19 protein-coding genes and 8 pseudogenes are annotated in these 22,022 nt (G+C 66.3%); 18 read left to right on the plus strand and 9 right to left on the minus strand.

Going from position 1 to position 22,022, the window contains the following annotated elements; translation table 11 throughout:
- Positions 1 to 818 precede the first annotated feature (818 nt).
- Positions 819 to 1,373, plus strand: coding sequence for a hypothetical protein (locus ACZ53N_RS33165; protein ID WP_469144516.1), 555 nt, complete (start codon positions 819 to 821; stop codon positions 1,371 to 1,373).
- A gap of 53 nt (positions 1,374 to 1,426) precedes the next feature.
- On the opposite strand, the gene ACZ53N_RS33170 is transcribed toward ACZ53N_RS33165, so the two are convergent.
- Positions 1,427 to 1,624, minus strand: a complete 198-nt coding sequence (locus ACZ53N_RS33170; protein ID WP_469144517.1) for a hypothetical protein — start codon at positions 1,622 to 1,624, stop codon at positions 1,427 to 1,429.
- A 5-nt stretch (positions 1,625 to 1,629) separates the two neighbouring features.
- Here ACZ53N_RS33170 and ACZ53N_RS33175 point away from each other — a divergent pair, with 5 nt between their 5' ends.
- Both ACZ53N_RS33175 and ACZ53N_RS33180 read left to right on the plus strand, forming a co-directional pair.
- Complete coding sequence (locus tag ACZ53N_RS33175; protein WP_469144518.1) at positions 1,630 to 2,124, plus strand: transposase; 495 nt, start codon at positions 1,630 to 1,632, stop codon at positions 2,122 to 2,124.
- A 247-nt stretch (positions 2,125 to 2,371) separates the two neighbouring features.
- Positions 2,372 to 2,543 (plus strand): annotated as a pseudogene (locus ACZ53N_RS33180) (helix-turn-helix domain-containing protein); the annotation flags it as partial.
- Between the two features lie 145 nt (positions 2,544 to 2,688).
- Here ACZ53N_RS33180 and ACZ53N_RS33185 read toward each other — a convergent pair.
- The gene (locus ACZ53N_RS33185) at positions 2,689 to 2,865 is read right to left on the minus strand and encodes a hypothetical protein (RefSeq protein ID WP_469144519.1); all 177 of its coding nucleotides are present in this window, start codon (positions 2,863 to 2,865) and stop codon (positions 2,689 to 2,691) included.
- Positions 2,866 to 3,004: 139 nt separating this feature from the next.
- Here ACZ53N_RS33185 and ACZ53N_RS33190 point away from each other — a divergent pair.
- Positions 3,005 to 3,489 (plus strand): annotated as a pseudogene (locus ACZ53N_RS33190) (hypothetical protein).
- Here ACZ53N_RS33190 and ACZ53N_RS33195 read toward each other — a convergent pair.
- The 3 genes and pseudogenes from ACZ53N_RS33195 to ACZ53N_RS33205 form a co-directional block, all read right to left on the minus strand.
- Positions 3,482 to 3,967: pseudogene (locus ACZ53N_RS33195) on the minus strand (transposase); the annotation flags it as partial. The pseudogenes ACZ53N_RS33190 and ACZ53N_RS33195 overlap by 8 nt on opposite strands.
- Before the next feature lie 312 nt (positions 3,968 to 4,279).
- The gene (locus ACZ53N_RS33200; protein ID WP_469144520.1) at positions 4,280 to 4,885 is read right to left on the minus strand and encodes a transposase; all 606 of its coding nucleotides are present in this window, start codon (positions 4,883 to 4,885) and stop codon (positions 4,280 to 4,282) included.
- Positions 4,810 to 5,202 (minus strand): helix-turn-helix domain-containing protein, encoded by a 393-nt coding sequence (locus ACZ53N_RS33205; protein ID WP_469144521.1) that lies wholly within the window; start codon positions 5,200 to 5,202, stop codon positions 4,810 to 4,812. Before ACZ53N_RS33205 ends, ACZ53N_RS33200 begins: the two co-directional genes overlap by 76 nt.
- Between ACZ53N_RS33205 and ACZ53N_RS33210 the strand changes: the two are divergent.
- Positions 5,159 to 5,347, plus strand: a pseudogene (locus ACZ53N_RS33210) (IS701 family transposase); the annotation flags it as partial. The gene ACZ53N_RS33205 and the pseudogene ACZ53N_RS33210 overlap by 44 nt on opposite strands.
- Positions 5,348 to 5,509: 162 nt before the next feature.
- On the opposite strand, the gene ACZ53N_RS33215 reads toward ACZ53N_RS33210, so the two are convergent.
- The 3 genes and pseudogenes from ACZ53N_RS33215 to ACZ53N_RS33225 form a co-directional block, all read right to left on the minus strand.
- Positions 5,510 to 5,569: a hypothetical protein gene (locus ACZ53N_RS33215; protein ID WP_469144532.1), complete on the minus strand. Its 60-nt coding sequence runs from the start codon at positions 5,567 to 5,569 to the stop codon at positions 5,510 to 5,512.
- 420 nt (positions 5,570 to 5,989) lie between these two features.
- Positions 5,990 to 6,121, minus strand: a pseudogene (locus ACZ53N_RS33220) (transposase); the annotation flags it as partial.
- A gap of 109 nt (positions 6,122 to 6,230) precedes the next feature.
- Positions 6,231 to 7,355 carry an SDR family oxidoreductase gene (locus tag ACZ53N_RS33225; RefSeq protein ID WP_469144522.1) on the minus strand — a complete coding sequence of 375 codons (1,125 nt, stop codon included), beginning with the start codon at positions 7,353 to 7,355 and terminating at the stop codon, positions 6,231 to 6,233.
- A 325-nt stretch (positions 7,356 to 7,680) separates the two neighbouring features.
- Between ACZ53N_RS33225 and ACZ53N_RS33230 the strand changes: the two are divergent.
- The 8 genes and pseudogenes from ACZ53N_RS33230 to ACZ53N_RS33265 all read left to right on the plus strand — a co-directional run.
- A pseudogene (locus tag ACZ53N_RS33230) lies at positions 7,681 to 8,347 on the plus strand (IS6 family transposase).
- A gap of 601 nt (positions 8,348 to 8,948) precedes the next feature.
- Positions 8,949 to 9,376: pseudogene (locus tag ACZ53N_RS33235) on the plus strand (IS6 family transposase); the annotation flags it as partial.
- A gap of 449 nt (positions 9,377 to 9,825) precedes the next feature.
- Positions 9,826 to 10,929 (plus strand): sulfotransferase family protein, encoded by a 1,104-nt coding sequence (locus ACZ53N_RS33240; protein WP_469144533.1) that lies wholly within the window; start codon positions 9,826 to 9,828, stop codon positions 10,927 to 10,929.
- Complete coding sequence (locus ACZ53N_RS33245) at positions 10,878 to 12,197, plus strand: cytochrome P450 (protein WP_469144523.1); 1,320 nt, start codon at positions 10,878 to 10,880, stop codon at positions 12,195 to 12,197. The genes ACZ53N_RS33240 and ACZ53N_RS33245 overlap by 52 nt, the downstream gene beginning before the upstream one ends.
- Positions 12,187 to 12,477: an acyl carrier protein gene (locus ACZ53N_RS33250; protein ID WP_469144524.1), complete on the plus strand. Its 291-nt coding sequence runs from the start codon at positions 12,187 to 12,189 to the stop codon at positions 12,475 to 12,477. The genes ACZ53N_RS33245 and ACZ53N_RS33250 overlap by 11 nt, the downstream gene beginning before the upstream one ends.
- Positions 12,459 to 13,688: a beta-ketoacyl-[acyl-carrier-protein] synthase family protein gene (locus tag ACZ53N_RS33255; protein WP_469144525.1), complete on the plus strand. Its 1,230-nt coding sequence runs from the start codon at positions 12,459 to 12,461 to the stop codon at positions 13,686 to 13,688. The genes ACZ53N_RS33250 and ACZ53N_RS33255 overlap by 19 nt, the downstream gene beginning before the upstream one ends.
- 23 nt (positions 13,689 to 13,711) lie before the next feature.
- Entirely contained in the window at positions 13,712 to 14,971 is a 1,260-nt protein-coding gene (locus ACZ53N_RS33260) for a cytochrome P450 (RefSeq protein WP_469144526.1), read from the plus strand.
- Between the two features lie 223 nt (positions 14,972 to 15,194).
- Positions 15,195 to 15,314: pseudogene (locus tag ACZ53N_RS33265) on the plus strand (IS6 family transposase); the annotation flags it as partial.
- 667 nt (positions 15,315 to 15,981) lie between these two features.
- Here ACZ53N_RS33265 and ACZ53N_RS33270 read toward each other — a convergent pair.
- Complete coding sequence (locus ACZ53N_RS33270) at positions 15,982 to 17,421, minus strand: IS701 family transposase (protein WP_469144527.1); 1,440 nt, start codon at positions 17,419 to 17,421, stop codon at positions 15,982 to 15,984.
- A 392-nt stretch (positions 17,422 to 17,813) separates the two neighbouring features.
- Here ACZ53N_RS33270 and ACZ53N_RS33275 point away from each other — a divergent pair, with 392 nt between their 5' ends.
- From ACZ53N_RS33275 to ACZ53N_RS33295, 5 genes are all read left to right on the plus strand, one after another.
- Complete coding sequence (locus tag ACZ53N_RS33275) at positions 17,814 to 19,031, plus strand: helix-turn-helix domain-containing protein (RefSeq protein ID WP_469144528.1); 1,218 nt, start codon at positions 17,814 to 17,816, stop codon at positions 19,029 to 19,031.
- A 126-nt stretch (positions 19,032 to 19,157) separates the two neighbouring features.
- Positions 19,158 to 19,652 carry a hypothetical protein gene (locus ACZ53N_RS33280; protein WP_469144529.1) on the plus strand — a complete coding sequence of 165 codons (495 nt, stop codon included), beginning with the start codon at positions 19,158 to 19,160 and terminating at the stop codon, positions 19,650 to 19,652.
- Positions 19,649 to 19,855 carry a hypothetical protein gene (locus ACZ53N_RS33285; protein WP_466790232.1) on the plus strand — a complete coding sequence of 69 codons (207 nt, stop codon included), beginning with the start codon at positions 19,649 to 19,651 and terminating at the stop codon, positions 19,853 to 19,855. Before ACZ53N_RS33280 ends, ACZ53N_RS33285 begins: the two co-directional genes overlap by 4 nt.
- Entirely contained in the window at positions 19,855 to 20,733 is an 879-nt protein-coding gene (locus tag ACZ53N_RS33290) for a hypothetical protein (protein WP_469144530.1), read from the plus strand. The genes ACZ53N_RS33285 and ACZ53N_RS33290 overlap by 1 nt, the downstream gene beginning before the upstream one ends.
- Positions 20,724 to 21,833, plus strand: coding sequence for a DegT/DnrJ/EryC1/StrS family aminotransferase (locus ACZ53N_RS33295; protein ID WP_469144531.1), 1,110 nt, complete (start codon positions 20,724 to 20,726; stop codon positions 21,831 to 21,833). Before ACZ53N_RS33290 ends, ACZ53N_RS33295 begins: the two co-directional genes overlap by 10 nt.
- The last annotated feature ends 189 nt before the right edge of the window (positions 21,834 to 22,022 follow it).

Consider the following 22,022-nt stretch of genomic DNA (forward strand, 5'->3'; position numbering starts at 1 on the left):
TGGGCAGAGTCCTCGCCACCGGCCAACCGTTCCAACGGCCCACCCACCACAAAGTCGGCACCAAGCCCCGGCGAATCGGTTAAAAGACAAGCTCAGAGGTCGTTTTCATTAGTGAAGTCTGTTTGGTCCCAAATCATTCCAGTGACGAGATGCGGACCCCGGGGCGCCGGTGCACCACCGTGACCGGCGTGTCTCGCCGGTAGTCTGTATTGCCGGTCTCATCCCCTGAAGCCTGTCTCATTAGGGGAACGCACCGGATGTCGCACAGCAGTGAAGACCGGCTCGGACAGGGCCCAGCGTGCGAGAATTCGCACACAGGGGAATCTGACCGAATGAACGGTCGAAACCGTGAGTCGCAGCCCGTCCCTTTCCGTGGGGCGATAATGCGATTTCTCTTCGTGTTATTGCAGCGTGCCCCCTTGGGGGTTAACGTCGTGAGACGCGTAGGTAACCTGCGGAGCGGAATGCATGCCGGGAAAATTCCATCTGCCCCAGAAGATGTCACTCGTTCAGCGCCGCTGCGTTTCATATTCCAACTGGCCTGGTATGACTTTCATCTCTGCATGAGTGCTTCCGGCGTGGTCTTCTGCCATCACTTCTGTCCCAACCTCTCGCCCTGGACTGATCTCCTGGCTGGCATAAGTCTGTATATCAGCACGCATGGCTCCTCAGCCGCACCCTTACTCCTCTCCTGATTTCCCTCTGCCGCCGGGCTGCTGCCCCCCCCAGCCGTCCCCCCTATGCGTCCTCGCCATCCTGATCGTCAGTGGCGCGGCGATTTCCCTCAGTGGTTCCAATCACGCAGAAGGAGATGGCACATGAGAATTCCCCGGCGTCTCCCCGCAACCGTCGCGGCTAGCACACTCCTCGTCGGAGTCCTCACCTACGACGCCGCCGCACAAGCACCCCAGATCATCACCTGCGACGGCACCTCCACTACCACCTTCAGCCCAGGAATCAGCACCACTCCGCAAGACAACGTGACCCGGAAAGCTACCGGCGCGCTGTGGAACTGCACCGGAGACCCGACAGCCACCAGCGCTACCTTCGTCTCCGAAGGGGTAGGGAACCAAGTCACCTGCACACAAGGCACCTTCCGCGACAAGCCAGGTGCTGTGCAGCGCACCAGCTGGCAAGCCACGGCAGGCGAACTGACCTCCACCTTTACCTGGCAGATGAGCCCTATCAGCGACCTGCTCGAGATCCAGAACCCGATCAGCGGAGGTATCACTGACGGCCGCTACAAGGGCGCTACCTGGACCACGATTGGCGACCCCGCGCGGTCCGTGATCAATATCACCGACTGCGCCAAAGTGGGCGGCCTGCAGTCCATGAGGCTCGGCGGCCAACTCGTCATCACCCTCCCCAACTGAGCGTCCAAAAAACACAGCAGTATCTGCCCGCCTCCGCTGCGGGCGGGCAGATATCAAGCCGCACTGCGGTACTCGCCGCAGGAATGGCGCTTGCCCACGAGGATCCAGAGGATCCAAAAGAACCAGACACATCGCCACGATGCACCCAAAAGAAATATTCTGACGAAGTCCTGGAGGTTCTGTCGGGTGGTAAGTTCCTCGCCGTTGGGGTTGGGCATCAGCTCCAGCGCTGGCTTCTTGGTCTCTGCCACGCGGTTTGCTCCCTGCCTGCCCGCAGGGGAAAGTCAGCCGCCGGTGGTCGACACCGCCCTCCCTCGCCCCCTACGTCAACGTCGAGTTCGCCCCGGACGACTGCCGCCAGTGCCCGGTGAAGAGCGCCTGCACCCGCACCGACGCCCGCAAGGTCTCCTTCCTGCCGCGCGAGCTCTACGACATCCAGTCCGAATCCCGGACCGAACAGCAGACCCAGGAATGGCTCTCGCGCTACTCGCTGCGGGCCGCCATCGAGAGCACGATCAGCGAGTTCGTCAACGGCCACGGCATGCGCCAGTGCCGCTACCGCAGCGAAGAGAAGGCCCACGTCCAGCACGTCTTGACCGCTATCGCGGTCAACCTCGAACGCATCGGCGTCCACCTGCCACCGGCACCCGCCAGGCAACCCCGGAACCCAACCGCTCTCCAGGGCTTCCTGGACTGGCAGCACATCCCCCGGCCCCGGTCCTGGCGCGTCGCCACCCACCCCGCAGGCTGAGGTGATCGTCCACCTTGCCCTATACCGGGGAGACCGACCGCCGAGTCCAGCACCCCTTCGGGGACGGTCCCTTCAGCTCGGTGATCTCCCAGAACGGCGCTCGACCAAGATCCCCGACAGCGTCACGTAGTAAGGGCTGTGGCGCCAGGCCCTGGCAGTGCGCAGGCGGCTGAGGGGCAGGGGCTACTGACCTTTCCGTTGGGTTGTTGGGGGTGACGTTGGAAGGTCGTTGCGGTATTCCGTTGGTATGCGATACGCGCAAGGGGGAGGGCTCAAGCCCCAGGAAACAAGCTGCCCGGGAACGGATACGCATGCTGGCAGCGGAGGGCTTCGTGCAGGGCGAGAAGAACACGGCCATCGCGAAGGACCTGCGGGTGAGTGTGCGTTCGGTCGAGCGGTGGCGCCAGGCATGGCGGGATGTCAGTGGCCGTATTGATCTCCCCGTAGGCGGCCAGGAGTTCGCCCCGCTGTGTGAGGTCCGGGGAGATGCTTGACGTTTTGGTCCTGGGACTTGCTTTACGGTGTCTCGCGGGATGTTTGACGGTTCCAGGTGATGGTTGACGGTCAGTGGGAGTCGGCGATGTAGCGGTGACGGGGCCGCCCTTGCGGGGGTGGGTGGAGATATTCGACCTCGCCGTCGAGAACGCGGAAGCAGGTCTCCTCGATAACCACGGTGACGGTCTTGCCAGCAACGGCCTGGAGCGGAAGGTTCTCCTCGGACGAGCTCGGCGGCGGGAGCACCGGCAGTCACATCGCTTCGGGCGCCGCCACCACGGCTTTTGCACTCTCCGGTTCCAACGGGCCGGCGGGGGGTGCCCCTATCTCTTTGGTCAAGGGAAACGGGGCTGCGTCGGCTCGGGGAGCCAGGCAGCATGACGGTGTGGCTGATCTGCTGTGGGATGACGTGAGCTGTTTTTTCGACCCAGACCTGATGGGGTCGTTGCCGGACGTGCGTGTCCCGGATTGTTCGGTGGAGGACTGGCAGGCGGACCTCGATCTTGTCGAAGCGAGGGGCTGAAGTGCCAGTACTCCGAAGGCGAGACGGTGCTGCAGGTGCCTCGGGCGGAGACAGTGCTGTCCCGCCCGGCGGACGCGGAGTGCCCCAACCTGCGGGTCTGGCCGACTGCCGACATGTTGGCGATCTTCCGGTTCCTTGATGACGAGGTCATCGACTTCGACGTTGACCTGCGGGAGTTGCAGGGCCAGGAGCGACTTGATGTGTTCTGCGGCTTCTTGCGGGAGATCGGGCGACGCTTGGGCAAGCAGGTCCTGATGGATCCGGAAGGTGACTACGGCCATCCCGTACTCGGCTTCGATATCGAGCTCGATCAGGTCGTCCTCCTGGCTGATCCGCTGGTCATGTGACCGCGGCTGCCGGCCGCGATTCGTAGAAGGTTCCGTCGCGGAGCATCGCGAAGAGGACGTCGGCCCGGCGCCTGGCGAGGCAGAGCAGAGCCTGGGTGTGGTGCTTGCCCTGGGCGATCTTCTTGTCGTAGTAGGCCCGGGATGTCGGGTCGCCCAGGGCGGCGAATGCGGAGAGGAAGAAGGCCCGTTTGAGCTGCTTGTTTCCTCTTCGGGAAGGCTGTTCGCCGCGGATCGACGAGCCCGAGCTCCGGGTTGCTGGGGCGAGACCGGCGTAGGCCGCGAGGTGGCCGGCGGTCGGGAAGGTGCTGCCGTCACCGATCTCGATCAGGATCCTGGCTCCGGTCCTGACGCCAACTCCCGGCATCGACGTCAGGACCTTCGAAAGAGGGTGATCCTCCAGCAGTTCTTCGATCCGCCCGGCCAGCAGTTTCCGCTGGTCAAGCACCGCTGTCAGCGAAGCGGCCAGACTCGGGACGATAGGGGGGAAGTCATGCCGGACCCGAAGGCCGGTGGCCCCATTGCGGAGCCACGAAAAAGGTAACTGTGATAGCCGAGCTGCGGCCCGGGTTGGGTTGCTGCCAGGCTCGGCGCCGACGCTCCGGCATGACCCACAAGGTAATTGGCGGCTCGTTGCAGCTTGCCGTGCCCCCGAGATGAGCCGCGCTCGGCACTTGAGAAGAATTAACCCCCTTCGGTGGTCTGGCTCGTTGAGTCAGACCGGGAGGGTGGGTGATCAGCGTGGAGGACTGGGCCGAGATCCGGCGGTTGCACTGTGTGTTGTCGTGGTGGGCTATTCGCCGCGGATGGTGAGGCCTGTTCCGGTGAGGCAGCCTTGGACGACGTCGGGGCGGTACTGGATGGTGCGAAGACCATGCCGGACGGTGCGAGTGAGGTCTTCGGGAGTGGTGAAGGCGGTATTCGCGGTGAAGCCGCGCCGGAGCAGGGACCAGATGCCCTCGACCGGGTTGAAGCCGGGTGCATAGGCAGGTAACTGGAACACGGTGAGCCACTCCTGGCTGGCGGCGAAGTCGCGCACGCGGGCACACAGATGGGTGCCGAGGTTGTCCCATACCAGGACGATGGGGGCGCCGAGCTGGTGGTGGGCGGCGGTCAGCAGGTCGCGGTAGTCGGTCCGGGCGAAACTCTTGCGGGTGTCTTTGCGGCCGCGGCCGTGAAAGCGGGGGCGGTAGATCAGGCGGGGCCGCTCACCGGGCCGATAGCAGGCCAGGGCGGCGATAGACAGGCAGCGGGTGGTGCGGCCCCTGATCCGGATGACGGGGGTGCGACCGCGTCGGGCCCAGGTTCGGGCGGTGGGCGGCGTCATCGGGAAACCCGCCTCGTCCTCGAAGACGATCCAGGCCCCGAGCGCCGCCGCGGTGCTTCCACCTGCGGCCACGTCTCCTTCACCCACCCGGCGACAGCCTCCTCGTCACGCTCCAGGGCCCGCCGGGCGGGCACCTGATGACTCCAGCCGTGCCGGTTGAGCATCTGTGCGGTACCGGAGAGTGTGTCATGCTCTTGTGGAACCGGCGGCCGGTCAGCGTCCTGATCCGTGACAAGGTCCACCTCTGGTCCTCCCAGCCGTGCTCGACCGCCCCCTTCTCGAGCTCCTCCTCCAGCACCGCGAACAGGCGGTCGCCGAGCACAGGCAGGGACGCCGGCCCGCTCGCACATCACCCTGGCCATGCTCGCCCACGCCTTCCTCGCTGCCATGACCGCCCGGGCCGGAAGGGAAAGGGGGGCCGCAGAAACGGATCTTTCCCCGCCCCGCTCAGCCTGGCAGAAATCAGACGGCTCATGGCAGCTTGCCGCCCCGGCGCAGGACACCGCCGCCCTCATTGCACCCATCAGGCACTGAGATGGTCCCGGCTGGCGCCGTCGGCACCAGGCCATCGCCATGCGCTGCCACTACAGGCGCCGCACCACGGATCACCAACTCCCGCCACATGACGGCAAGTCAGCTCGCTACACTCGGAAACAGGCCCCAGACCAGCAGAAATAGCGAACTGCAACTGGAGTACTAGGCCTTCCGCCATCGCTGGGCCGAACGCACACTCACCCGAAGAGCCTTGGCGATCACCGCGTTCGGCTCTCCCTCGGTGAACAACCCTGCCCCTTGAGACAGATCCGCTCACGGAGAGCCTGTCGCTCGGCAGTCAGCCTACCACCTTGCGTATATCTCATCCCAACGACATACCGCAACGATCACCACACGTCAGCCCCCACGACGACACACAGACAAAGTCAGTAGTAGAAGTCGGAACGGGCGATGCCGAGGATGGTGCACAGCCGCTTCACGTCGTGGCGGCGCTGGTGGTCGGCGACGAACTGGAAGCGGTTCACCAGCGCGTCTCCCCGGCGAGATACTTCGCCGCTTTCCGGAGGATCTCGCGTTCCTCCTCCAGCTCCCGGACCTTCTTGCGCAGAGCGGCGTTCTCCGCCTCCAGCAGCGCCGGCGCTTCCGCCCCGTGTCCTCGGGGCGGCTCGCGCCGACCCTCCGGATCCAGTTGCGCAGCGTCTCGGGATTGATCCCCAGACCGGCGGCCATCTGCTTGATCGTCGCTCCGGGCCGCGACTGGTACAGCGCGACCGTGTGCGCCTTGAACTCCGGCGGATGGTTCTTCATAACCATGAGATGTCCGTCCTCAGATCCTCAGAATCCAGTGTCTCGTGTGTCCAGGATCAGGGGTCAAGGCCCATCAACGAATCAGAACCTCAGCCGGTTTGGATCAATATGAGGGTCAGACGAGTCCTGCCCTGAAGGTAGCGTCGAGGTAGTCCGGGCTGATGGGGACCGGGTCGGGCACGTCGTCCTTCAGAGCCTCCCGCACACATGTCCGGTCGTAGTGCCGCCCGACGCCGCAATAGCGTGTGGTGCCACCGAAGAGAACGGAGAGGAATCTGTCCGCCGGACGGGCTCCTGCCGCATTGCCACCGACGATCCACGGGCCGAGACAGTCCCCGTCCACACGCAGCCAAGGGAAGACACGGCACAGCGCATCGGCCACCTCCTGAGACGGCGTGTTGCGGGGGTGGGTGATGTGAAAAGTCTCCACGAACCGGGTGGGAGCGCGGTCCGCAAGACGCGTCATCGCCTCGGCTGCGTATTCGACTTGAACGAAGTTGTTCCCCGAGCCTGGGCGGCGGGGAAGACGGACCGTGAGTGTCCCGTTCGGGGAGGCGCCAGCGAGCCGTCGGGTTCGCCCACTGTCGGTGAGAATGGCCAGACGCGCCCCGATGACGGCGTGTGGGTGTCTGGGGCCACCGGGCGGCACCGGCCGGTCGGTGAGCAGGATACTCGGCCGCATGACGAGCACCGGGCGCTCGTGGTGCCACGCCCAGCGCCTGACCTCGCACTCCGCTCGGAACTTCGACTCCTCATACGGTGTGAGAAATCCGTACTGGTCATCGAGGTTGTCTTCCTGGACAACGCCGTCCATCCGGGCACCGGCCACGAAAGCCGTACTGACATGGATGACTCTGGGCGACCTTCGCGCGGCGGCCGCGAGTTCGAGGACGTGTCGGGTCCCTCGGACATTGACCCGGTGCAACTCCTCCCTGGGAGCGAGGAGGCTGATCATTCCAGCGCAGTGCCACATCGCGCTCAGGCTCTCAGCCAGTCCTTGATACCGCTCTGGTGTCATACCAAGCTGTGGCGCACGAAGGTCCGCATATTCCAGCCTCAGACGGTTTCTCAGATCCGAAGGTAGCGGGTGACCGGTGGCCAACAAAGCTGTCTCCACGCGTGCCCAGCCAGCCGCACCATCATCTCTGACCAGGGCCACTACATCACCCGGTTTCCGTAGAATGCGTTCGAGCAGGTGCGAACCCAGAAAACCTGTCGCCCCGGTAAGAGCGGTCACCACGTCAGCGCCTCCGTCGGCGGAACCCGAACCACAGCTGGAAGCCTATTCAAAACTGTTTTCGCAATCGGAGACAGGGAGGTGATCCGCCAAACAGTGCGCTCGGCCGAGTGTCATGCCACCAGCGCGTTCATACGGCGGCGAGGCTTGGTCGGTCTATCTCCGGGAACTTCAACTCTTCATGATCCATGGGGGTTTGAATAACCTCCAGCTATACGTCTGTCGGGGCCCCAAAAGTAGTAATTATCCTGCTCGTTGGCATTGTCACGCTGTTCAGCCCCGTTGGGGGATCCTGGTGTTGATCGTCCTGGGGCAGGAGGGTCTGGCCGTGGAGCCCGCAGCGCCGTCGCACAAGGGTCACACCGCTACCCGGTGGAGATGATCTCCCACTACGTCTGGCTGTACTTCCGCTTACTGCTCTCCTTCCGCGAGATCGAGGAGCTGATGCTCGAGCGTGGCGCAGCGGTCTCCTACGAAACCATCCGACGCTGGTGTGCCAAGTTCGGGCAGGTCCACGCTAACCGGCTGCGCCGACGCCGTCCCCGGCTGGGTGATAAATGGCATATGGACGAGGTCTTCATCAAGGTCAACGGGGTGCTGTACTACCACTGACGGGTGGTGGACCAGCAAGGCAACGTCCTGGACATCCTCGTGACTCCCAAGCGGGACGCCAGGGCCGCCAAGTGCTTCTTCCGCCGCCTGTTCAAGGGGCTCCGGTACATGCCCCGGGTGATCGTGACCGACAAGCTCCGCTTCTACGGCCCCGCTCACCGCGAGGTGATGCCCTCCGTCGAGCACCGGACCTCGGAGTACCTGAACAATCGGTGAGAGAACTCCCACCAGCCGAAGCGACAGCGCGAGAAGGCGATGCCGCGCTTCCGGTCCGCCGGCTCGGCCCATAGATTCCTGTCCACCTTCTCCGGGATCTCACCCACTTCCGGCCCCGCCGCCTCCGTACCTGGCAACAGGCCACCGGCTACCCCGCGACCGCCTGACACCGGCCGACGAAAACGAGAGAAACACACTCTCAACACTAACCACCCCCAACAACATGACAACGCCCTTTCGAGTGTTTCGAGCTCTTTCAGCGCCCGTTCACCGAGAGCGAGATCCGCCGCGCGGGACTCACTCCCGCGCTGGTGCCTGCGCACCCACGTGCGCAGGCACCAGTATTGACTCCGATCTCCCTGGCTGTGTGGGAAATCGGCTTGTTCACGGAGAGAACCATCTGAACGGCTTCCTCCCGGAACTCCGGGGTGTACGGACGGACCAGAACGTGCCACTTTCCTTACATCTCGTTTCCTTACAGATCAACCCTATTGGGCTGCTGCCCGGAAACCTCGGGGCCCCTCAGCCTGCGTGACCTCTGAGCAGCACATGAAACCCCTGGTAGGCGGGACTTGCGACAGTTCCTGCCGGTCCCAGGAGGCTTCACGTGGTCTCTCATCGTGCCATGGTCGATGTCCCACGTCCCGTGGTCGAGTACCTCGCCCGTCTGCTCGTCAGACACCGGCGTGCGACCGGCACCCGTTGCGGGACACGGGCGCTGGGCCCGTTCCGTCAAGCGGTGCTCTTGCTGTGCTGGTTCCGTGACCACGGTCCTGGTGCGCCGCGTTCGGCCCCGTCTGCACCAGGAGCCTGCGCCGCCGGCAGCCCCGGCCGGGTGACAAGTGGCATCTTGACGAGGTGTTCATCAAGGTCAACGGGCGCATGCGGTACCTGTGGCGCGCGGTGGACCAGGACGGCAACGTCCCGCCACCCTCGTGACCGACAAACGCGACGCCCGTGCCGTGAAGCGGTTCTTCCGCAAGATCCTCAAGGACTGCGAGTGCGTGCCCCGCGTGATCGTCACGGACAGACTCCGCTCCTACGGGGCCGGACACCGCCAGGTCATGCCCAGCGTCGAGCAACGCAGCTCGAAGTACTTGAACAACCGGGGCGAGAACAGCCACCAGCCCACGAGGCAACGCGAGAAGGCCATGAAGAACTTCCGCTCGGTGGGCGCGGCGCAGAGATTCCTCGCCACGAGAGCCTCTTGGGGCCGGTGTCGAGTGAGATCAACACCCCAACGACAAGAGGTTCTGTCACGTCACTGCCCCGCACTGACCAGGCCGTTTCACTCCCACGAGGCAGGATGAAAAGAGGTTCATTTACTGGCCAGCTGGGCAGCAGCACACCCCACCAGCCACACCAATAACTTGACAACATCGACCCGTTCACTCATTTAGGCGCATATTGCGCTACCCAGTCGTATTCGAGGTCGGGTGACAGGTCGATGATGGCACAATAGCGACCGCCAAGCCCCTTGCGCGGCATGAAGGTTGGGCCCTTGCAATAAGCGCAGAGGCCCGTGCACACAGGCCGCCCCGTCACCCCATCCGGTCCTGATCGGAAGAGTCAATAGCCTCTTTCATCCTCCGGACCTGCAGGTCAGTGCGTTGAAAGGAGTTCAATGATGGTACCAAATAATTCGATGATTCGGAATTCTCGGCACTCCGTGCGAGTGTCGAGTGAGGGAAACGGGGAATCTGAAATTCGCCGTCCGGTTTTTGTCGTGGGGACTGGACGGAACGGGTCGACTGCTCTTTCCGAGATTATGTGTCTACATCCTGACGTGATAAGCCTCAGTGAGTTGTTTTCTTCGATCGAGATGGAGTTGGTTCCGGACGCGCTGCTCAGCGGTGAGGAATTCTGGCAACTCCTGGCCAGCCGTGACACCCTGTGGAACCGGCTGCTGCGTAACGGAGTGGCTGCCCCGGAAATTCTCTATCCGCGAGGGCGCGGACGACGCTATGACGCTCACACAACCGGTATCCCTGCAGTTTGCCTGACTACGCTGCCGCATCTCACCAAGGATCCGGATCTCCTGTTCGACAGGCTTTGCTCGGTGGTTTCGGGGTGGCCGCAGCGCGCGTCTAGCGGCCAGTTCCGTGCTCTCTTCGTTTTGCTGTGCCGGCAGTTCGGTCGACGTGTGGTAGTTGAGCGCAGCGGTTACTCCCTGCCGTGGCTGCCCCTGCTTCATCGGTGTTTCCCCGATGCCCGCGTGGTTCACCTTTATCGCAGCGGGCCCGACTGTGCCCTGTCGATGAGTCGCCATCCGACGTTCCGAACGGTCGTATTGCTGCGTCAGATCTTTTCGTACGCCGGTGTCTCACGACTTTCCGAAATGACTCCGCAGCATGTGCGGGGACTGCCGACGGACCTTGCATGGTTCTTCGAGGAATCGTTCGATCCGGAGTTGCTCACCGAGCGGCGAATTCCGTTGGTCGACTTCGGGAAGCTGTGGTCGCAGACGGTTGTCAGGGGAGTGCGGGACCTAGCGGCGATCGCGCAGGAGCAGCGGCTGGTTATCGCTTACGAGGATCTGGTCGACAGACCCGAGGAAGAACTACGTCGGCTTGCGGAATTTGCCGGGGTGGCAGCCCGGCCGGACTGGCTCGCGGGAGGGTGCGCAGTGCTCGACGCGAGCCGACGCGGCGCTTCCGACCGCCTTCCGGAGCGGGAACTTGCCGCGCTTCGTACTGCGTGTTCCAGTGGAACCCGTGCGCTCCAACGATCCTTGGCAGTGACGTCGTGAAGAGTTGCCCGATCACCGGCGATCACACCGCGCGTCCCCGATTTCTGCCCTGCGTCACCGAGCCGCGGGCCCCCTATTTGTACGAGGCCCTGCGCCGGCGTGGTCCGGTCCAGCGTGGTTCGCTGTGGGGGGGCTATCCGGCGTGGGTGGTGATGGATCATGCAGTCGCCCGGGACTGTTTGCGCAATCACCGCTTGGTCAACGATGCCCGCTCGCTGCGCGATCCCCACCACGGCATGCCCGGTACCCGGTACGCGGGGGACCTGCAGACCGTGCTGCGCGGCCCGCTCGGCAGTGACGGAGCTGAGCACGCGCGTCTGCGGTCGGTCATCACGCCGAATCTAAACGCCGACGCCGTTCGTCGGCGTGCACCCAAGATCCAGCAGGTCGTGCACGCGGTGCTCGATCTGCTGGCCGGCAAGGGGAAGGCCGATCTGGTCGGCGACTTCGCCCTGCCCGTCGCCACCACACTGACCGGCGACCTGGTCGGCATCCCCGCGGACCGGCGGCCACGGGTCATGGAACTCATGCTGGTGCTCAGCAGCGCGGCGCACCCGCTCACACCGCACATGAGCGCCGCCCGCACCGAACTGTTCCGGCACCTCGGCGACATCGCGGACCACGCGGAACGGCACCCCTCAGACAACATTGCCACGTCCGCCGTACAGGGCCTTGCGAGCGGTGCGCTGGTGAGTCGGGGGGAAGCCCTGGAACTCCTCGCCAACGCCGTCTTCGGTGCACTGGACTCAACCCTTGCCGCGCTCACCACCGGCCCGCTGCTCCTGATGCTCAATCCGCAGGCCCGCGAACACCTGCTCGGATCGGAGCAGGACGCCGCACGCACGGTGGAGGAGGTACTGCGGCTAGCCGCGCCGTTCCCGGTCAGCAACCACCGCTTCGCTGCTGAGGCGATGGAGATTGGCGGTCAGCGCGTGGCCGGCGGCGACATCGTCCTATTCAACCTGGTGTCCGCCAACCTCGACCCGGCCGCATGGCCGCGCCCGGAGGTACTTGACCCGCGGCGTCCGGCACCGGCGAGTCATCTGTCGTTCGGACACGGCCCGCACTACTGCACGGGTGCCGCGCTGGGCAGAGTGACGGTCCGGCTCGCTCTAACCGAGCTGTTCCGACGGCTCCCCAATCTCCGCGCCGCCACGGCTGTCCATGAAATCCCCTACCGTCATGGGTACGTACGCCATCCCGAATCACTTTCCGTGCGGACAACAGACCCGCAACACGCCCGCGAAAGGAATCGCAATGAACAGTAGCTCGTTCGATCTCCTCGCCAGCATCCTGGTTGAAGAGTTCAAGATCGCTCCCGAGAGGGTGGTCCCGGACAATACATTCAGCGACCTGGGCCTGGACTCCCTGGAGCTGCTGGAAGTTTCCGTTTTCGTCCAGGAACGCATCGATATTTTTGTCGACGGCATCACAACCGAGTCCACCATCGCGGAAGCTGTCAATCTGCTGACGTTCCTGCAGACCACAGGCGACGCCTCCAATACAGTGCACGGAAAGGGAAAACTGGCTTGCGACACGACGACGTAGCCGTCACCGGGCTGGGCCTGCTCTGTCCAGCCGGCACTACGGCGGAAGGAATCTGGGAAACGCTGAGTGCGGGCCGCAGCTTGGCGCAGCGGGACCCAGAGTTGCTCGGTCTGCCGGTCGACATCTCCTGCCGAGTCTCTGGCTTCGATCCGGTGACCGAGTGCGGGCCACGCCTCGCGCGGCGCCTGGACCGGTTCATTCACCTCGCGCTGATCGCTGCCCGGCGGGCGGTCGCCGACGCAGAACTGGACCCGCGGACGTGGCGAGCCGAGCGAGTCGGAGTCATCCTCGGCGTCGGCAGCAACAGCCTCGAGACCTACATAACAGAGTTCACGCGCCTTGGCCAGGGCCATCCTCAGAGGGTCTCTCCGCAAGCCATGCCTCGCAGCCTCCCCAACATGGCAGCCGGTGAGGTCGCCATCGACCTGGGTGCCCGTGGGCCGAACTTCTGCGTCTCCAGCGCCTGCGCCTCTGGCGCCACCGCGCTGGGCGTAGCTCGCGACCTGCTGCTGGCTCGCCGCTGCGACGTAGTCCTCGCTGGCGGCAGCGAATCTGGCAGATCCAGGATGACCACGGCCTGCTTCTCGCAGATGCGTGCTCTGTCCCGGCGCACCGATCAACCCGCCTCGGCCTGCCGTCCTTTCGACACCGACCGTGACGGCTTCGTGCTCGGCGAAGGCGCCGCTGTCCTCGTCCTGGAACGCCATGACTACGCACGCCGCCGTGGGGCCCCCGTACGCGGACTGCTGAGCGGTTTCGCCGCCACAGCGGATGCCTACCACCCGGTAGCACCCCACCCCGAAGGGGCTGGTGGCGAACTCGCATTGCGTGCGGCGCTGGCCGATGCCGGCTGTGCTCCGCGCGACGTTGGACACATCAATGCCCACGCCACCTCGACCCAGGCTGGCGATGCCGCCGAGGCACTCACCCTGCTACGCGTTCATGACGGAAGTCCGCCACCGGTGACGGCCCCCAAGAGCGTTCTCGGCCACTCCCTCGGGGCATCCAGCGCCATCGAAGCGGCGCTCACGGTACTCACCCTCGAACGTCAGTGCATTCCCCCCACCGCGAACCTCCAACGACAAGACAAAGGGCTTGAGTTAGACGTGGTCGCCGGTACCACGCGGATGGCCACACTCGATGTCGCTGTGTCCACATCGTTCGGCTTCGGTGGGCAGAACGCCGTTGTCGTCTTCACCGCCCCCGAATGACTAACGACGGAGTCAGTTCTCCTATGGACAAGCCCAATCTTGCCGAGAAGTTCTTCGCCGAAGCAGCGGCTCCCGCATCCCGTGACAACCCGTATCCACATTATGAGGAATATCGCTCCCGGGGATCCCTCCTGAAAGCTGGTGGCTCCACCTGGTTGTCCTTCGCGCACACCGATATCACCATGCTGCTCCGCCATCCGAAACTCTCCATGTCCGCGGATCGGGCTGACGCCCCCGTCGCCCAACCGCCCTCCGGCGCGGTCCGGTACCGAAACCTCCTCAACATGGACCCGCCGGATCACACACGGTTGCGTTCGCTCGTCTCACATGCGTTCACCGCACGCAGGGTGCAGAGACTCCGAGGTGCGGTCGAACAGAGTACTAGGAAACTGATCGGCCGTATGAAATACGCAGTTGCGGCGAATGAACCCGTCGACATCATCGACGCCCTAGCCTACCCTCTCGCACTCCACACGATCTGCACCTTGCTCCGTGCTCCGCATTCGGATGCGGCGGACCTCGGCCGCTGGTCCCGCTCGGTCGTACGAGGCGTCGACCCAGTAATGCTGCGTTCGCCCGGGCAGGATGCCGAGATTCTCGCGGATGCAGGCGACCTGACCACGTATCTGGAACACCTGCTTGCGCTGCGCCGCAGAGACCCCGGTGGCGATCTGCTTTCCGCTCTCGTGTCGGTGCAGTCGGAAGCAGACCGTCTGACCTCCGCTGAACTCGTCAATCTCGCCAGGCTGCTGCTCGTCGCTGGCCACGAGACGACGGCAAACCTCATCGGAAACGGCATTCTGGCCCTCCTGCGGCATCCCGATCAGATGGTGCTCTTGAAAAAGTCACCGGGACTCATCGACACTGCTATTGACGAACTCCTGCGTTTCGACAGCCCGGTCCAACAATTGCAGCGGGTGGTGACCGAGGATCTCGACCTGGGAGGACACCGGTTGTCAGCAGGCGATCAGATCATTCTCGTGACCGGTGCGGCCAACCGTGACCCCAGTGTCTTCACTCGGCCTCATCTGCTCGACGTGACCCGTGATGCACGCCACCACCTCTCCTTCGGCGGCGGAATCCATTTCTGCCTCGGGTCGGCGCTAGCCCGGATGGAAGGTCAGATCGCGCTCCGCGAGCTCATCACCGCGTTTCCCGACCTCTATCTAGCCGGTGCACCAGTACGTCGCCCGACGTTCTCCTTGCGGGGTCTGGAGTCCCTGCCGGTGTACCTGAACCGACAGAAACCCTGTACCAGCGCTGCCGCGCCGGGGCACTATTGATCCGAAACGGTAGGGGTTCTCTAGAGCTTGTGTGAAGTCGCGATCAGTTGAGTGTCTGCAGAAGGTCGTTGATCTAGATCATCGAGGCGCGGAGGCAGAGGCTGGCGACGTAGCCTTCGGGGGTCTTGTCGTATCTGGTGGCGATGCGTCGTCAGGGCATTGACGGGTTGAGCGTGGGGTGTGTGGTGATCTTGGCTGGGATGTGACGGGGGAGGGCTTGTTCGTGGACGCCGCTGCAGCTCCGCCGTGCCGGGGGTACCGGTTTCCGGCCGAGGTGATCGGCCTCGCGGTGTGGCTGTACCACCGGTTCCCGCTCTCGTACCGCGAGGTCGAGGAGCTCCTGATCCTGGGCCGCTCGCCGGGAGCGCAAGCGGCCGACCTCGTCCAGGGCGCGGTTGGCGATCGCGACGGCTTCTTGTGGATCGCCGACCCTCGTCCTGGTCCAACAGGGACAGTTGGGCGCCGAGGTGTGGGCGCTCGCGGCGCACGATGATGCGGGTGCCGTCCGGACAGCGTCCAGATCGACCACGCCGGTCAGCTCGGCTGCCTCATGCAGCGTCCCGTCCTGGTCCAGGGCGCGATGCCAGACCTGCTTGGGCAGGGCCCGGACGTGCGACGGAGCGGTTCGGTGACCGCGTACCCGACCGAGAAGACGGTACGGAGCCCATGTGCCCGCAGGTCTCGGAGGTGGGCGAAAACGGATTTCGCGGATCCGACGCTGTCGGTGCGAATGAGGGTGACGGTGCCGGTGGGCGTCGGGGATCTGCGCGAGCGGGTCGTCCAGCACCGCGATGTGATCCGCGGCGGTGTTGGCGCCAACGTTGCCGGGCCGCAGCCGCCCGGACATGCCCTCGCCGGTGTTCGCCAGGAAACGCACAGAGGATGGAAGCCGACCGCCTTTATAGGTGGGTGCGGCTGCCTCCTTCTCGGAGTGCCAGGTCACCAACGTGGCGTCGATGCCCAGGACCAGGCTAGGCACCTCCCGTCCGCCGACCTTCATCGCCGGTGCCCTAGCGGTGGTTTGTTAGACGGGGCAGTAGAGATCGAGGGGTCTGCCGGTGGAGACGGCATTGATCAGTTCCTGGAGTTCGGTGGGCGGGGGCTTCGTCGACCATGCCCGCCAGTAGCGTTGCAGCGTGGTCCAGGGCGTCAGCCAGCCACGGACGGCCCAACCGGCCTGGGGCCAGCAGGCCGGTTGGGGCTGCTGGGACGTTGAGGTTCCCCCTCTCTGGGTGGTCCGCGGACGGGGCCGGTTCCTGTTCCGCGGGCGGTGGGGGTGGGGCGAACCAGGTGTCCCAGCAGAACGAGAAAGCGGTGTTGACCAGAGTCTGGTGGCGGCGGATGGCAGTGTCGGAACGGACCTGGAAGTCGGCCCAGCCGAGTTCGTCCTTGACCTGCTTGTAGCTCTGCTCGATCCAGTGCCGCAACCCGTAGATCCGTACGATCTCAGCAAGGTCGGCGGGCGGGTAAGGGCTGTCGGCAGCGCGTGGTCCGCCGGGGCGGGGCAGGTCGGTGGCCAGGTACCAGGTCGCTTTCTCGGGCAGGGCGGCCGGGTCGGCGGTGGCCACGACCAGGCGGACGTTCCCGTCCGGGCCCCACCATCCGAGCCGGGCCTCGGCAGCCCACCAGGCGGCACTGTGCCCGTCGCGGAAAGTGCGCTCGATCAGCGACCAGTCCCCGGGATGGTCCGGGCCCGCCCACGTCAGGAGGCGGGCTGCGTCGACGGGAGTATGTGCGTCCGCTCCGTAGGCCCAGGTGCCGTGGCGCGGTTTGAGGGCCATCACGAACGGCAGGCCGGCGGTGTGCAGGTCAGCACGGAAGCTGTCCTGATCGCCGTAGGCACAGTCGGCGGCGACCGCCCTGAACGCCAGCCCGGCCTCCGTGGCCCTGGCGGCCAGGCCGGCCGCGATCTTCAGCTTGGTGCGGAAGCCCGGGTCGTTCTTCCCCTTCGGAAAGTGGTGAGCCGGGGTATAGGGAACCGCGTGCAGCGGGTAGTAGACGCGTTCGTCCGCCCAGCAGGTCGTCACGGTGACCACACCGCAGTCGATCTTCCCGACCGAGCCCAGGTACTGCTTGCCCACATGCGCGGTCGCGCTGCCGTCCTTGCGGTCACCCGAATCATCGATCACCAGCACCCCGCCCGGATGCGGGGCGGTCGCCGGATCGGAGAGCAGCAGCTCAACCCGCCGGGCGTTGACCGCCTCGTGGTCCCAGGTCGACTCCGACAGGAAGAACTGCAGCCGCTGCACCGCCCGGTGCTGGGCACCGGTGACAGGCTCTGCACCGGCCAGGCAGGTCAGCGTCTTGTTCCGGTCCCGCGGCAGCAGCAGCCCGGCGAGGTACTCGCGGAAACCCCGGCGTTGTGCCAGCGTGGAGAACAGGTCATCAAAGCGCGCGGCGTAGGCCTCCAGCGGCCCCGGAGCAGGCGGACACGGCAGACGACGAGTCATCACAGCCCCCGGAAGGCAAGGCGACGTTCCTCTGCTACCGGCCTACCGCCGCCCTGACCCGCCGTCAACAAACCACCGCTAGGGCCGTCCCTTCGGCTCGGTCCCCGCGGATGCCCCGCCGACCACCAGCCAGCCGATCACGATGCCGATGATGAACCACGCGGAGAGCACGCCCAGGCTCACCAGCGCCACCAGCAGGCCCAGTACGTGCAGGCCGGCCGCCGCCCTGCGCTGCCCGGTATGCCGGGCCGTGGTGACCTTGACCGTCTGTTGCCGCGGCGGCGCTGCAGCCAGTGCCCCGCCCTTGTTGCTGAGGGGCGAGCCGCATGCGTATCCCGGTGCGATAGGCGCCCGGTACCGTTCTAGCTGTCGCGACCAGGACGGAGTCAACTATGCCTGAAACCACGGACATTGGCACGGGGGCGCGGATTGCCTCGTACCGCAGGTTGCACCACCTGACCCAGCGGGGTCTCGCAGCGAAGGCACATGTCTCCTACAGCCTGTTGACGAAGGTGGAGGCGGGGCTTAAGCCCGCATCCGCCTCGCTGATCGCGGCCTGCGGCCGCGCGCTGGACGTTCCGGTGACCGCGCTGAACGGTCAGCCGTTCGCGTGGGAGCACACCGTCGACAGGCTGGACGGGCCGTTGTCGGAGTTGCGGGCGGCTCTCGATAACTGGGACATGCCTCTGGAGGAGCTTCCCGTGCGGCCTCTGGTCGAGGTCGAGGACGACGTGATGGCGCTGGTCCAGGCGCGCCGGGATGCCAATTTCGCCCGGCTGGCCTCTCTGGCCCCGGGGCTGATTAACGAGCTCGTGCAGATCAGCGCGACCGCTTCCGGGCATGCGGCGGAGGAGGCCCACCGGCTGCTGGCGCATGTGTACCGCTCCGCGCACGCGGTCGCCTATGGACTCGGGCTGACGGACCTCGCGGCCTTGCTGCTGGCGAGGATGGAGTTCTCCGCGCAGCGGTGTGCGAATGGCAACCTGCTGGGGCTGTACCGGTACATGCGGGCGCGTCGCGCGTTCAGTACCGGCCGCCATGAGGTGGGCCATCGGATCGTGGTGCGGGCTGCCGGTGAGCTCAATGCCGCGGTCTCGGCCGGGGACACCGGTGCGGTGTGCGTGGTGGTCAACTTGCACCTGCGGGCGGCGATGCTGGTGACACGGGATGGGAACGAGGTACGGGCGCGTGAGCACCTGGCCGAGGCCCGCCGGCTGGCCACACAGGTGGGGCGGGAGATCGAGGGTGGCATTGACGCAGGGCACGTGATGTCGTTCGGTCCGACGAACGTGAGCATCCACGCTGCGGCCGTCGAGGTGGAGCTGGGCAAGTACGGCAGGGCGCTGCAGCTGGCCCGGGATGTGCACTTCCCCGAAGGGTTCCCTTCGGACCGGATCTCGCATCACTGGATCGACACTGCCCGGGCGCAGATGTGGACGGGCAAGAACGATGCGGCCCTGGCTTCGCTGCTCAAGGCGCGGAAGGCGGCGCCGCAGCAGACGAAGTACCACCCCTCGGTGCGCGAGACGTTGACCGGCCTGGTGCGGGCGGCGCGGGGTGCGCCGGAGACGCTGACCGGCTACGCGTCGTGGGTGGGCGTGCCCCTGTAGGAAGCTGCTGTTGGCATATGGGCTCTGGCTTTCACCAAGTGTGAAAGCCAGAGCCTTTTGGCGTGGCCACGCTGTTACTGACCGCGTTGTCGATGGCGACAACCGGACCAGACGAAGAGGTGTGCCATGACCGCCCGTGTCACCCCGCGTCTCACTGCGCAGAATCTTGCTCGTCGTCGCGTGCTCGCCGACGCGGCTTCCGGATGGGCCTGGGCCGGGCACCGCGCCGTCCTCCTCTCAGACCTCGGAGTCGGGCTCGCGGTCGACCTGGTCACCGTCACCAGGACGGTCTCGGAGGCCCTCAGACCCGTGCCGGTCGGTGGTCGCCTGGATGCCGATGCGCTGGAGCGCACCGCCGCCCTGCTGGTCGGGCATGTGCAGATGATGCTGCCGCTCGCCGAGGCCGCCCACCGCCGGTTACGCCCCGATCCCCGCAGGCCTGGGCTCGTCGGGTACGGCCTGGAGTACATGCGCAGCCGGATGAGAACCGAGCCGCCCGACCCCAGGACGCATCCGCAGGACGCGCTCGTGTGGTGCCAGGAGACCGCGCGAGGACTCCAGCAGCTCCTGGGCGTGGCTCTCGCCGACGAGGAGCGGCATGCCGCGGCGGCGGCCCGGTGAGCGGCCGGCACGCCCGCGGTGAGGCCATCGATACCGCGCACCCGGCGAAGGCCTTCCTCGCCCTGGCCGCCGTCGCCATGGGCCTTCCCACTGTCGTGGTGGTGCACGAGCAAGGTGGCGGAGCCCTGGGTCACTCCGCGGCCCCCTCCACGGTCACGGCAGCCGACGTCGCACCACCCGAGCAGCGACCCAGGAGGTTGTGATGCCTGAACGCACCACCCGGCCCGATGTGGGCCGTGCGCTCGATCTCGCGGGCCCCGCCTGGAAGCAGTTGACCCACCTGCGCGGCAAGGATCAGGTTTTCGCCCGGGACCTGCATGCCCGGGAGGCGTGGGCGACGCTGACGACGGCGCTCGGCACCGAGATGGCGTACGCGTTCGCCGAGCGGGGCGCCGTGATGTGGGTGCGGCCGGACGCCTTCGCCGCTGGTGCGGCGCGCCGGGTGCTGGCCGCCACCGAGGAGGCCGGGTTCCGTCCGGTGGCCGCGCGGCTTGTACGGGTGGACCGGTGCGGGGTGCGGGCGTTGTGGGCGTACATGTGCCGGTGGGCGACGATTGAGCGGTTGTGGCTGCTCGATGCGCTCGTGGCCCTGGGCCCGGGGCTGCTGGTGCTGTGGGCCGACGATACCGGGGAGTCAGCGTCGGTGCGGCTGAGCGCGTTGAAGGGCAGCAACGCCCCGCACCGGCGGACCGGGGCGAGCCTGCGGGATGTCGCGGGGGCCCCGAACCGGCTGTTGACCATGGTGCACACCGCGGACGAGCCCGCCGACGTGGTCCGCGAACTCGGCGTCCTCTTCCCGTGGCCCCAGCGCGTGGCGCTGGTCGCCGAGGCAGCCCGGAATCTGGCCAGTGGCGTGCGCTGCCTGCTGGACGCCGCGGTCGCCGAGGTTGAGGACGAGCTGCCGCCACTTGGAGTGCCGCAGCCGGGCACCGACGCCCCCGCCCTGGACGAGCTGACGACGGGGCCGTTTGAGCAGCGGTGGGCGGCACTGTGGGCGGCTTCCCAGACGTGGCCCCTGCTGACCAGGAGCCCCGGGCCGGCGGCGTGGCCCGAGCAGGAGACGAGGAGCCCATGGCGATGATGAACCCCACCACCGAAACCCGTACGGACACGATCGGCTCGACGGAGCGGGAGGTGTTGTGGCCGTGGTGGTCCGAAGGCGCCGTCGAGAAGGTGCGGTGGCTGCTGGACGAGGGCGACATGGCCGCGACCGGCCGGGACCACCCGCAGATCGCCGAGTGCGAGCAGCTCGCCGCCGACGTCCTCGCCCCGGGGCGGCCGGTGATGCTGTGCGACTCGGGCACCGGCGCGCTGGAGACCGGCTACGCCGCCCTGCAGCTGGAGCCGGGCAGCGAGGTGCTGGTAGCGAGCTACTCCTTCCGTGCCACGGTGACCGCGATGCTTCCCCAGGGCCTGGTCCCGGTGCTGTGCGACACCGACCCGGCCACCGGCGGGATCGACCTGCGTGACGCCGCCGCACGCCTCACCCCGCGCACCGCCGCCCTGACCATCACGCACACCTGGGGCCGCCCTGTCCCCCTGGACGCGGCCCGCCGGTTCTGCGACCGGCACCACCTCGCCCTGGTAGAGGACTGCTCCCACGCCCACGGCACCACCTGGCGCGGCCGCCCGGTCGGCGCCGTCGGGGACGTGGCGGTGTGGTCGTGCGGCACCTGGAAGATGGCCACGGGTGGCAAGGGCGGCCTGCTGACGTCCCGGGACCGGATGGTGTGCGAGCGGGCCCTGCCCCGCCGCCAGCGCCCCCGGCCACTCCCCGGGGAGACCCCCGGACCCGACGAGCTGCGCCGCCAACTCCAGCACCTGTGCGAGGCGGTCCTGCGGTGCGGGCGCATGGACCGCCTGGTGAAATTCGCCCACGACTACGACGCCACCGGAGCCAGGACCTTCGCCTGCCTGCTCTACTCCACCCAGCGACGCGCTGGCGCCGTCTTCTGGTGGCGCGTTGCAGCAGGCGCCGGCGACCAGCTCGCGGCCCACTGCCTCTCGGTCCACCACGCCGCCGACGGCAGTCCCATCGATGCCCGCCTCTGGCGCGCCATCGCAACGGCCATGGGCTACTCCCCCACCCGCCACCTCCCCAACCCAGCCCCAGGAGCGCCACTGCCCGACCGGCGCCGCGCCCTGGACCGCACACTCGAAGGCCCCACAAGGACCGCGTAGGGCCCTCCGCTCACGCTGCGGTGTTCCTTCGGCCCCCCCGCGCGAAGACTTCGGCCCTCAAGGTCGATCACAGACATGTGAGACAGGCACTTACCTTGTCATTTATCCAGTTCGACGCGGTTTCGTTCCGACCTTGTGGTGTGCTGGACGACTGAACGCCTCGCCGGTGGCAAGGACTCTGCCCACGTC

Source organism: Streptomyces sp. NPDC033229 (assembly GCF_055576875.1).